Genomic DNA, 12,683 nt, shown 5'->3' with positions numbered 1-12,683 from the left:
AATACGAGCACTTTCGCAGACTGCCGGGATCTTTCCCGTGCAGTTTTTTTGTATGCCGGCAAGCTGGACAATATACGACAAAAACATGAGTGCGAATCAGTGGGCGTTTTCTCGAAAACTGAAAGTATTCTAAGAAAAACGTAGAGTTGTTGTAGGTTTATCGGATCTGTTGATTTACCGATATCGACTGCTGCTTTATGATGGCGATGAAAGGAGGGGGAACTAATTGTAAGCGATTACAACTTGGGTGTAGAAAGGCATTGCTAATTTTTTGGCGTTGCGATTACCAAGTAAGTGAACAATCAGCGGAGGGTATGCTTGCCGAGACTTTCAAAAAGGGACGGTGTGTTCAACTTGAAGAGGATGAAAAGAAGTACATATGGGATTAAGAGTACTATCCTGAAAACAGCACTACTTGACGGTTTTTCTTGTATAGGGAGCAAATCGGGGACGGCTAAGCCTATTTCGAGCCCGTCGCCTGCTGTATTCGCGAACAAATTGATCAATAGCATGTGGCAGCGCAGAATGGCTATTTCAATCGCATTTGCAATGGGATGTAGTCTGATTTTGAATTTATTTTCGTTTCAATTCGCCCATGCCGCCGTCACGAACCCAGTCATGGGTTCCGAGCTGGTTGTCAATCCCGGCTTCGAGCAGGTATCAGGCACAATGCCCGCAAATTGGAGCATGTACGACAATAAGCCCGATGTGACGGTCGAATCGGTCACTGATCAAGCGGCGGAAGGGACACGGAGCGTAAAGCTCACGGACAACACAACAGCCACAGCGGCAGGGATAAGAAGCCAGTGGATGGCCTATTCCCCGGGCACCTCGATAGCGGCCAGCGTCAAAGCGAAGGTCGAGTCCGGCGCGGTTTCGATGCTGATCCGTTATTTCGATGCCAACAATGTTTTCACGCAGAAAGGTTCGATGGCTAATGCTGCGCCGGGCTGGCAGACGATTACGGTTACCGACACGCCTCCGGCGACCACTGTGAATATCGAGATGCTGCTCCTTATCCCGAGCTCGGCCGGTACCGGTATCGCGTATGTGGACGACGCGTCGCTGAAGACGACCGAATTGCTGCCCAATCCGAGCTTCGAAGCCATAACGGGCACGAGGCCGAACGGCTGGACGGCTGTCGACCACGGTGTGACGGCCAGTATCGCAACGGTGACCAATACGGTGTATGCTCACGGCAAAAAGTCGCTGCACATCGTCGATAACTCGGTTGCGGATGCTTATAGCCTGAAAAGTCCGATTACCCCAATCGTATCCGGTAAAGCATATACGGCAACCGTCAAGACTAAGGCGTTAGCGGGCAGCGGACATCTGTATTTGAATTTCTTCGGCGCATACGGACAACAGTCCGCGGACGCAACGTCGACGGGCAATGGAGGCTGGGAAACGTTGACCGTAACGGCCGTTCCGCCTGCAGGGACAACCGATGTGCAAGTGGAGTTGGCTACGCTGGGTGCACAATCGGCCGACGTCTATTTCGATCAAGCGTCGTTAACGGCATCCGATTCGACCCCGGCTCCGACTCCGACGGCCTCTTCGACGCCGGCCGCGACCCCAACGCCGACGCCTGCCGGTCAACTCCAATGGCCAACAGGGCTTGAACCGGCTCAAACGCGGCACTTTCAACCGGGGGATCAATTGGTTACGACACAGAATCCGCCCGATTTCGGATGGCCTTTCATTGTTGGCGCCGATCTGTATGAATTGCAGGTGGCGAATGACAGTGCTTTCCAAAACGTTGTTTATCAAAAGAACGATATCTCAACCAACTATTATAACTTCCCGAATACGTTCGCCGTGGGGCAATCCTACTTCTGGAGAGTTCGTTTTCATAAGACGGCGGGATGGTCGAATTGGAGCGATGTCCGAAAATTCCGGATTGATGCGGATGCCGTTCCGTTCCCGGTGCCGCCCCTTTCGGAGCTGCTGAGCCAAGTGTCAACCTCGCACCCACGCATTTTGACGAATCCTTCCAATCTCAGCGCATTCCGTGCCAGGAAAGACGGCGGCGGCAAGGCGACGTACGATCGGATTTTCAGTAAAGTCAACCTGAATGACACTACGCTACAGGGCGAGCCTGTGCCGCCCGCAAATGGCGCAGGCCCGAATGTACTCACGCAAACCGTGACGGAAACAGGCAAAATGATGAACGCCGCCTTCGTCTATTTGATTACCGGGAATACGGCATATGGCGATTATGCGAAATCGCGGTTATTGAATCTCGCCACGTGGAGAACGGACGTAGGTCCGACTTCCTATACGCCTGCAACTGGCGGCGACGATCAGGTTCACCGGGATATCGCCTATAAGAGCGCGATGGCGTATGACTGGATTTATGATCGCCTCAGTCAACAGGAGAAGCTACAGGCTCTTACGATGATTATGGCGCGAGCCCAAACGATTGCGGACGACGTGCTGTACGATGATTTGCCGATTTCGTCAAAGCCCTACGATTCGCATGGATGGACGGTTTTCGGTTATTTGGGCATCATTGCGACCTCGCTCCTGCATGACAATATCAGTGTGAACGGAAGCGTCGTATCGGAGAAGGCGCAGCAATGGTTCAATCTGATCGTGCCTTCCTACATCAATTTGCTGCCGCCATGGGGCGGAGAGGACGGCGGATGGGGGAATGGGAGCGGCTACTGGAACTGGTCGTCCGCGGCAAACAAAGAGATCATGGATGTGATCTATACAGCTACCGGCTTAAATTTGTACCGGAAGGCGTTTTCGCGCAACGAATCATGGTTTCCGCTCTACGTTCTTCCGGTCGGCCAGAAGAACGGCGTATTCGGCAACGACATCAATGTCGTCGCACCGACTTACACCGCTTCGAATACGATTCGTAATGCGCAAATGCTCCAAAATCCGGTCATGCAGTGGTTTGCACAAACGACGAGTCCGTATAATTACGACAACATCTTCACCTACCTGTATGAGGACGCCAGCTTGACGCCGCGCCCTCCGGTAGAGATGCCGACGGCGAAATATTTCGATACCATAGGCTTGGTAGCGATGCACTCCAGTTTATTCGATCCGAAGCGCATTTCGCTCTTTTTCAGATCCAGTCCATTCGGAAGCTACAATCACAGTCATGCGGATCAAAACGGGATCATCATCAACGCGTTCGGCGAGGAACTCGCGGTAGACGGCGGATTTTACGATGCTTACGCGACCGATCATCATGCGAAATATGCCAAGCAAACGTTCGCCAAAAATGCCATTACGTACGACGGCAAAAGAGGGCAAAAAAATTGGGATATGAAGGCTTCGGGCCAAATCACTGGCTTCGCGACCAACAGGGATTTCGACGCTGCGGTAGGCGACGCCACAACGGCCTACAATACCGATCCGGGCAACAACATCGGATTGGATCAGGCTCAGCGGAGCGTCATCTACGTGAAACCGGGCGCATTCGTCGTCGTCGACAATTTGAAAGCGCGGGAACCGGGCGGCTCCAACTTCGAATATTGGCTGCACGCCGATAAAAATATGACGCTCGATGCCGATCAGAGCGGCGCCACGATCGTCCAGAACAAGGCGGCTCTGAAAGTAAGGCTGCATTATCCGAATTTGATGGCATCCTTAACCGACAAATATCTCGATGCCGACGGCATCGAGCAGCCTCCGAAGAACAGTTATACGGGGCGCACACGGCAGCACGCCGGTTTTACGACGCCAAGGACGGACTACGCGACCATCGTCTCCACCTATGTACCCTACCAGTTGGGTTCCGCACCTGAGAACATCGCATCCGAAGATCACGGCACCTACCGGAAGCTGCATTTCAATGACGGTACGGACGTTTACGTCCGTAATGCGCAAAACGGCATCGTCAATGCCGGGAGCATTCAATTCGACGGCATCGCGGCTACGGTCAAGGGCGATTCGATCTTGCTTGTCGGCGGCACCAAGCTGATCAAGAACGGCGTCACACTGATCGACAGCACGCAGACGACAACGATCGCTCTCTCGGGCGACGAGCTGTCCATTACCGGTATGAAGGATACGAAAGTCATTTTGCATGCGCCAAGTGTTGCTGCGATTCTCGACGAATCGTACCGCAGCATTCCGATGGGCGGCAGCGTAACGGAAGCTGTCTATATGCGAGGGGTCCACTGGATTGCTTCTGACAAATTGACATTGAATGTCGAGGCAGGCCAGCATCATCTTCTGTTGAGCAACGTCCCGGCTCCGGCCCCCGCCGCACCGGTAACGCTGCCGGTTGAGATTAACGGCGTCGCTTCGACGGTAACGCTCTCGGCATACGGAGACGGGCGCGGCGGAGTTTCCTCCTGGGGCGCATTATCGAATGCGGCAGGCTTGTATGAGGTTCTTCAAGCGCCGAATGGCCTAGTATTCGAAAAAATCGGCGGCGTGCAGCCGACCATGTTCCTGGGGGCGAATGCGAAAGTGATTTTGGATGGGCCGGCAGGGCTGCTTAAGCTGCGCTTGGCAGGCTCGGGAGCCAAGACGCCGGCCGATGCTTCGGACGAATACGATGCCTTGAGGGCAGGTCTGACTTCCTTTGTGGAAGCGGAAAATTTCTCGGATACCGCCGGAGGAACGGTAAGCGTGTACAGCACGCGAACGTTTCTATCGGGAGGAAAAGGTGTGAGCGAATGGAAAACTCCCGGACAAAATATTAGCTGGCGGCTTACCGTACCGAAAGCCGGCAAATACGATCTTGTTCTGAAATACGTAGCGGGCTGGGAGATGACGAGCGGGGTCACGACGCGCTTGATTCGACTCGGCTCCCAGATGTATACGGCGGAGGCGCCGACTACGACGGACTGGGGAACAAAGCCGGAATACTGGAAATCGCTGACCGTCCGTACCGGAACGGAATTGCCGGCCGGAACGGTCGATCTGACCATGTGGAACGTGATGGGCCCGATGAATTTGGATTGGGTCGGCTTAGTCGAGGTCCAGGATCAGCCGGCCGTGAAGCTGACGCCGGGCGCGGAGTCCGTCAACCCCGGGCAAACTTTGGACATTCATGTGGCGCTGGAACAAGCGGCTTCGGCGGCCGGCGTCGACATGACGCTGTCGTACGATCCGACCCTGTTCACCTATACCGGTTATGCGAAGGACTACTCGCAGCAAGCGGTCAGCATTACGAACAATGAAACGACCGGCAAGCTGCGCATACTGGCAGCGCGAACGGGAACGGGGGCGCTGCCTGCAGGCAATTCATTCTTGACGCTGAAGTTCCAGGTTAAGCCGGACGCTCCGTCAACTGCCGGCAGCTTTGCAACATCTGCGGTAACCGCTTCGAGCGAGTCGGGCACAGAATTAGCTTTGGCCGACCATACCGTTTCGGTAAGCGTGTTGAATAAAGCTGCGCTGACCGCGTTAATCGCGCAAGCGACGGACGCCCGCGACCAGGCGATCGCCGGAACGTCCTTCGGCACGTTCTTCGTCAATTCGTTACCGGGCTTGAAGGCGGCGCTCACGGCGGCGATTCAAGCGGCACAGGCGGTGGCGGATCAGACTAATGCGACACCAAGTCAGGTTCAAAACGCCCAGACGAATCTGACCACCGCTCTCGCACAGTTCGAATCCCGCCGCATTACGGCGGCAACGGGTAATATGAATGGCGATTCGCGCATAACCATCGGCGATTTCGTGCTGGTAGCCGCCCATTACGGGAAAGATGCGTCTAGTTCCGACTGGGCGACGGCCAAAAAAGCGGACATCAATGGCGACGGTGTCGTCGACATCGAGGATTTGGCGTTTATCGCTAATCGGATAATCGGATAGTTAGCTGGAAGTGTCCCCTTGCTCGTCAAGGGGGCACTATTTCCATAACCGGTTCTGGAGGGATGGCTTGGTGAAAAGAAGCAAATGGTTACATACAAGCGCAGCCGTACTTCTGCTTGCGATTATGATTTGGTTTGTCAAAGGATCGACGACCCTGGCTGCGGAAGGTCAGTCGACTGCTTATGCTATGAAGTCTGCTGCGACAACCGTCAAAGTAAATGACAATTTCGCAGTAACCATAGAAGGGGCAGGCCTTGACCGATTATACGCTTATGAATGGACGGTCGAATTGCCGGCTGGCGTTTCGTTCGTGAGCGCGGAAGATTTGTTGCCGGGAGGCCTCTCCGTTGCTCCCGTTGTTAAAGGGAATACGATTCGATACGGGTCGACGAAGTCGGGCAATGCCGACGGGGAAAGCGGGTCGAAATCGTTAACCCGGCTAACGCTGAAAGCGGAAGCTGCCGGAATCGCCGACATCAAGCTGCTTCTCGTCAAATCGCTCGACCCCGACTTGCAGGCTACAACGTATACGGAACAGGGGACGATAAGCGTAAAGATAACACCACGCGACAACGGCAACAACGGGAACAATGGGAATAATGGCAATAACGGCAATAACGGGAACAAAGGCAATAACGGGAACAACGGCAACGCTGGTAACGTCCACAATCCCCGCGATACTGAGGGAAAAACACGCGAAATGGTCGTCACCGAACCGATGGGCGCCGAACAAGTACAAACCGGTCGTATACGAATTCCTGCGGACGGTCCCGTTCAAGTCTCGCTGGCATTGCTCCAAAAATGGGCTAAACAAAATCCGTCTGCCGCCATCGAGATGCATGTCGGGAACCTATCCTACTCGATTCCGCTAAATGAGTTCACTACGGAGGAATGGGTTGCCCGGCTGGGCGCGGATGCAGACAAGGCAGTTATAAAAATCGTCATAACAGAAACGAACGATGAGCAAGCGGGCAAAGTCAAGCAAGGGGCCGCAAATATCGGAGCCGATCTGCTGGTCAAGCCGGTGGCATTCGAAGTTCAAGCGATTACACCGGACGGAAACGCCGTGCTTCTATCCACGTTTGCGCGGTATGTCCCGCGTTTGTTCGAGCTTGACTTCGATATCGAGCCCGGTCAAACGACAGGCGTCTATATGGATGATTCTACCGGAGAACTGCTGCCGGTGCCGACGGTTTTTCGGATTGTAAACGGAAAGACCGTCGCCAAGTTATACCGAAAAGGGAACAGCCTCTACGCCTTGGCTCGAGCGGAAAAGCATTTTGCCGATCTTGACGGCCATTGGGGTAAATCGATCGTGGAGACGATGGCCAACAAACTGCTGGTGCAGGGGACGTCGGAACGAAGCTTTGAGCCGGACAAGCCGGTAACTCGCGCCGAGTTCGCGGCCATGCTGGTCCGGGCACTGGCTTTGAACCACATCTCCGACGATGCTTCGTTTACGGATGTCAAAGGAGAATGGTATGGAGAGGACGTCAGAGCGGCCACGCATGCAGGTTTGGTTGGCGGCTATCCGGACGGCAGCTTCCGACCAGATGCGCGGATGATAAGGCAAGAAATGGCGGTTACTCTGAGGCGGGCGGCTCGTTATGCCGGCAAACCGATTGAAATCTCAGATTCCAGTGAGAAGCGCACTTCGTTTGTCGATCTAGGGGAGGCAGCAGACTGGGCACAGGCGGATATCGCCGCTGCGGCGAAGGCAGGTATGATGGAGGGTGACGAGCGAAACGCCTTCCGACCGGAAGCGCAAACGACGCGTGCTGAAGCTGCGGCCGTGCTGAAACGTTTGTTGATGCATGCTGACATGTACAGTGAGTAGCAGCGTGTCGGCCGGATAGATGAAAACGATCGGGGGCTCCGATAAAGGAGTGCCCCCTTTGTTTTTTGTTGCAAGATACGAACGTTCGAACATTTTGTCGTAAGCGGATGCCAATACGTTGAGGTTTTGTTAATATACTGAATATCAGGAAATAAACGTTTGTTAGAGTTAGTAGACTAGACACGGCTATCCGACAGAGATCGTTCGTCCGGTTGCGGTCGAATCGAAGGCGGCCAAAATGACCTTAAGCGATCGGAGCCCTTCTTCTCCGGGGATTAAAGGCGGTGTATTCGTTAAAATGCTATTGACGAACGAGTCGACTACGCCGCTCTTCAACTGGTTGTCATTGGTTGAAATGCCGCCTACGCCGTATTTCTCGATCGATCCGTCGTTCATCTGAACGATGACCGGGTAATCCGGCTCGAATCCGATTTTGAGCGTGCCGCGCTCGCACCAGAAGATCGACGTATTGTCTTCTCCCTGATAATAAGTCCAGCTTGCGACGATCGAGCCGATTGCGCCGCTTCGCATGCGGATGATACATACCATGTTGTCGTCAACGTCCGAGTCTTCCTTGTCCCGGTTTCCGATAAAAGCCGAAACGTCCGTCACTTCATCGTCCAACAGCCATCTCACCAAGTCCGCCTTGTGGATGCCGAGATCGCCGGCCGCTCCCATGACGGCCTCCTCATGCCGGAAAAACCAGCTGCTGCGGCCGTCAACGCTCCACAGTTCAGGTCCTTTATGACCCGCCGAACAGCGGAACGTCAGAACGCGCCCCAGTTTACCCGATGAGAGTACCTCCTTGGCCTTCAGGTGCGGCGGCATCAGGCGTTGGCTTTGGCCGACCATCAGCGTTACTGCGCTCCGTTGAGCCGCTTCGATCATCGCTTCCGCTTCCTGCTTGGTCGCGGCCATCGGCTTCTCGACGAGCACGTGGGCCCCGCCTTGCACAGCGGCGATCGTCATTTCGGCATGGTAGGCGTTCGGCGTACATACGGTGACGATGTCCGGCTTCTGTTCGTGAAGCATCTCCCTGTAGTCGGCGTAAGCTTTGCCGCCGTATCGGTCTGCATATGCTTGCGCCCGCTCGCGATTCTTATCGCAGAAAGCAACGATCTCTACTTGCGGATGAGCGGCGAATTCCGGCGCATAACGATGCTGCGTAATGGCGCCGCAGCCGATTATGGCTGTTCTGAGTTTGGTCATGGCGTTTTCTCTCCTTATGGTTTTAATTCAAGCCCATTTTACCTAGATTGTGCAAACGAAGGTATTGTCCAAACCGTCAGAACCTATCTTTTTTAAGCCGAAAGTGAGGGGAACCATTGGAAACGGAAGTGCTGTACAGCGGGTACTCGTACCATGACAAGCCGATGTATCCCGACGAGTGGATTGGCAATGACTATTACTTGCTCCGCCTTCAAACGGAGGGGAATTGCCGCATCTGCTTGGACGGCCGATCCGAGCGGCTTGTTCCGGGCGATTTACTGTTTCTGCGGCCCGAAGAGACGTATCGGCTGGTGGTGGAGGAGAACGAAGAGGGCAAAGCAGGCAGCGGCGATTATTACGTCATTTGCAAGGGGGCATGGATCGATCGATGGGCATCGCGCGGCGATAAGCCGAAACGGGCGCATATTCAAGCGGACGGCTCCGTGCTTGACATCTGGAAGCGGATCGTCTTGGAACGGCGCAGGATCGGCGAAAATAACGGCGAGCTTGTCGATTATTTGCTTCGCGCGCTCTGCCTTACGCTTGAAAGGGCCTTCAAACAAGCGAACGGCGGAAAAAGCGACAACGTTAGAGGAGTAGCGGCTCACCGGATGAAGCGGTATATTGAAGAACATGCGACACAGACGTTCGCTGTCGATGAGGTGGCGGCGAGCGTCAGGCTCAGCCCGTCCCGCGCAGCGAAATTATTCAAAGAAGCGTTCGGGGAGACGATTGTGAAGTACGCCATTCGCGTTAGACTTTCCATCGCCATCGAGAGAATGCAGTACAGCGGACTGACGCTGGAACAAATTGCGGAAAGCTGCGGTTTCGGCAGCTATCCTTATTTTTATCGTTGCTTTATGAAACGGTTCGGCGTGTCGCCTCGGGAATATCGGGAGGAGGCAAGCCCTATAGCTTGAATGAAACGGAAATGCCATAGAAGAATGGCCTTATCCGTTTTTCTTTTTCGATAGGCGTTTTCTTGGAAACTGATAGTATTCTCCGAAAAACGTAGAGTAGTTGCAGGTTAATCGGATCTGTTGATTTACCGAATCGCAACCGCTGCCTTATGATGACGATGTGAGGAGGGGGTACGACGTTTGAAAGCGGATTCTTGAAATAACAAGGATAAACGGCTTCGCCGTCTTTAACGGCGCGTTTACCGGGAAGTCGAACAATCAGCGGAGGAAATACGTTCTGAGACTTCAAGTTTAAACGCCTACCGGCGTCCTTTCGATGCCATGCGCTTACCGAGAAGTCGAACAAGCGTGAAAGAGATCTTTTCTGAGACAATCTAAAAGGGACGGTGTGTTCAACTTGAAAAGAATGAAAAAAGCTACCTATGGGACGGTTGGAGTCATCCTGACAACGGCATTGCTGGCAGGTTGTTCCGGCACGGGAACCAAAACGGGAACGCAAACGGATTCGCCTAATTCCAGCATGTCGCCCAGTACTGCGGCCACGGTCAAACCGCCTGAAGCGGCAACGATTCGTCTCCTGACGGAAAATCAACCGGCATGGCCGATAAAGAAGGATTGGCCTGTATGGAAATGGGTCAAAGAGAAGACGAATATCACGGTCCAGCAAGAGGCGCAAACGGGACCGGAGTCGATGGCTCTTTCGATCGCATCGGGAGACATGCCCGATTTGTTCGCGGTGTATACGTTCGATGCCCAGAAGTATGGGCCGCAAGGCGCGTTCCTGGATCTGTCCAAGCATTTGGACAAGATGCCGAATGTGAAATCGTTTCTGGCCGCCAAGCCCGATATCGCACGCAGAATGACGTCGCCCGGAGGAGAAATGTACATGTTGTACAACGACGGCGCGGGCGCGGGCAATCAGGGTGTCTGGTTTTATCGGGACGATATTTTCAAGAAACATTCGCTTCAGGAGCCGAAAACGTGGGATGAGCTGTACGAAACCGCGAAGAAGCTGAAGCAGCTGTATCCGGACAGTTATCCGTTCGTCTTCCGTCACGGGCTCGCCACCTTGGGTTCGTTCGGGCCGTCATTCGGCATTTATCCTTCTTTCTATGAAGATAAGGCTTCCGGTAAGATTAAGTATGGCGTGACCGATCCGGGCTTCAAATCATTGGTTGAATATTTGAATAAATTTTACAAGGAAGGGCTCATTCCGCCGGAATGGCTGTCTATGGATTATAAAGCTTGGTCGCAGTACGTATTGAACAACAAGTCGTTCATGACGTTTCAATTTATCGGACAGATCGAAATTATGAACACGCAGCTGCAGAACGGCGCGCATCTGAAGTTCATGGCGCCGCCGGCAGGGACTGCGGGCAAAGGCTACATTGCCAAAAGCGATTTCGAAGAACTGGGTTTTGCGGTATCCTCCAAAACGAAAAATTTGGACGCCGTCCTTCGTTATCTCGATTTTGCCTACTCCAAGGAAGGAAAAGACATTCTCAGCTGGGGGAAAGAAGGGGAAACGTACACCGTCGAGAACGGTAAACGGAAGCTTATGCCCCTGTTCAAGGAGCCGAACGACTTGCGCAAAGAAGCGGGTATTATGACGGCCGGCACGTACGGGTTGCTCGACTATTCTTCCTTGATGTCGCTGTTTAACGACAACGAACGTTATTCCTATCAAGAAGTGACAAAATATCAATTCACGACGCCAAACACCCTGCCGCAGTTGAAAGCGGACGAGAAAAGCTCGATTACGACCGTATCGGAACAAATAACGAAATATTATGAAACGTCCGTAGCCAAGTTCATTTTGGGCGAAACGCCAATGACGCAATGGGACGCCTTCATCAGCGAACTGAATAAGCTCGGCACGCAGAAGCTCATCGATGTGTATCAGACCGGATTGGATCGGCTTAAAGCGAAATAAAGAGCGAAGGGAATGTCGATAGGGCTAGGCAGCTGACAAATGAGCCTCGGCCCTATCGATCTTCATTCCGAAAGGAGACGCCGTATTGAAAGGTTCTATCGTTAGGCAGCTGAAGCGAGACCGGACTTTCTTGCTCTTATTTGCACCGGTACTCATTTACTATATCATGTTCAGGTACGTTCCGATGTTCGGCATTGCCATTTCGTTTATGGACTACAATCTGTTCAAGGGTATTGGGGAAAGCGAGTGGGTAGGGCTCAAGTATTATAAAATATTTTTCGAAAACCGCGATGCCCTTGTCATTATCAAAAATACGGTTCTGCTTGGGTTGTATAAGCTCGCATTCGGATTCCCCGCCCCCATCGTTCTGGCGCTTCTGCTCAATGAGCTTCGGAGCGCGATCTATAAACGATTCGTACAGTCTGTCAGCTATCTTCCCCATTTTTTGTCTACGGTCGTCGTTTCGAGCATGATCGTCATGCTGTTGTCGCCGAGCACCGGCTGGATCAACCATGCGATTCAATGGCTCGGGTTCCCTGCCATCCATTTTTTGCAGAAGGCGGAATGGTTCCGAACGATCTATATCGCATCGGAAGTATGGCAGCAAGTCGGTTGGGGCTCCATCATCTATTTGGCGGCTATTACCACCATTGATCCGCAGTTGTATGACGCGGCTAAGATGGACGGCGCAGGCAGATGGAAGCAAACCTTGCATGTGACGCTGCCCGGCATTTCGGCGGCTATCGTTATTTTGTTCATTCTGCAAATCGGACACATTCTGGAAATCGGGTTCGAAAAAGTATTTCTATTGTCCAATGCCGCTATTTACGATACGTCGGACATCATTTCAACCTATGTATATCGCACGGGCATTTTGCAAGGCGGATTCAGTTATGCTACGGCTATCGATTTATTTATGGGTGTCATCGGCTTGCTGTTCGTCTATGTTAGCAATCAGATCAGCCGCAAATTAGGGGAAACCAGCTTGTGGTAGAGGGGA

General features: G+C 53.2%; 6 protein-coding genes. 5 read left to right on the top strand and 1 reads right to left on the bottom strand.

Annotated features, from left to right (window positions below):
- The first annotated feature begins 567 nt into the window (after positions 1-567).
- Together DQG23_RS09990 and DQG23_RS41785 are read left to right on the top strand one after the other, a co-directional pair.
- Positions 568-5,784, top strand: coding sequence for a DUF4962 domain-containing protein (locus DQG23_RS09990; protein ID WP_158560379.1), 5,217 nt, complete (start codon positions 568-570; stop codon positions 5,782-5,784).
- Between the two features lie 70 nt (positions 5,785-5,854).
- Entirely contained in the window at positions 5,855-7,621 is a 1,767-nt protein-coding gene (locus tag DQG23_RS41785) for an S-layer homology domain-containing protein (RefSeq protein WP_146762278.1), read from the top strand.
- A gap of 186 nt (positions 7,622-7,807) precedes the next feature.
- On the opposite strand, the gene DQG23_RS09970 is transcribed toward DQG23_RS41785, so the two are convergent.
- Positions 7,808-8,830, bottom strand: a complete 1,023-nt coding sequence (locus DQG23_RS09970; RefSeq protein ID WP_113030670.1) for a Gfo/Idh/MocA family protein — start codon at positions 8,828-8,830, stop codon at positions 7,808-7,810.
- A gap of 116 nt (positions 8,831-8,946) precedes the next feature.
- Between DQG23_RS09970 and DQG23_RS09965 the strand changes: the two genes are divergently transcribed.
- The 3 genes from DQG23_RS09965 (at position 8,947) to DQG23_RS09955 (ending at position 12,677) form a co-directional block, all read left to right on the top strand.
- Positions 8,947-9,750, top strand: a complete 804-nt coding sequence (locus tag DQG23_RS09965) for an AraC family transcriptional regulator (RefSeq protein WP_113030669.1) — start codon at positions 8,947-8,949, stop codon at positions 9,748-9,750.
- Between the two features lie 406 nt (positions 9,751-10,156).
- The gene (locus DQG23_RS09960) at positions 10,157-11,683 is read left to right on the top strand and encodes an extracellular solute-binding protein (RefSeq protein WP_238177835.1); all 1,527 of its coding nucleotides are present in this window, start codon (positions 10,157-10,159) and stop codon (positions 11,681-11,683) included.
- An 85-nt stretch (positions 11,684-11,768) separates the two neighbouring features.
- The gene (locus DQG23_RS09955; RefSeq protein WP_238177826.1) at positions 11,769-12,677 is read left to right on the top strand and encodes an ABC transporter permease; all 909 of its coding nucleotides are present in this window, start codon (positions 11,769-11,771) and stop codon (positions 12,675-12,677) included.
- Positions 12,678-12,683: the final 6 nt, after the last annotated feature.

Source organism: Paenibacillus contaminans (assembly GCF_003285015.1).
Classification (GTDB): Bacteria; Bacillota; Bacilli; order Paenibacillales; family NBRC-103111; genus Paenibacillus_V; species Paenibacillus_V contaminans.
The sequence above is the reverse complement of the archived record's forward strand: the minus strand, read 5'-3'. Positions and strand labels throughout refer to the sequence as shown.

Bases quoted from the DNA above. Each gene is read 5' to 3' on its own strand.
- DQG23_RS09970 (WP_113030670.1), bottom strand. From the start codon at position 8,830: ATGACCAAACTCAGAACAGCCATAATCGGCTGCGGCGCCATTACGCAG.
- DQG23_RS09960 (WP_238177835.1), top strand. From the start codon at position 10,157: ATGAAAAAAGCTACCTATGGGACGGTTGGAGTCATCCTGACAACGGCA.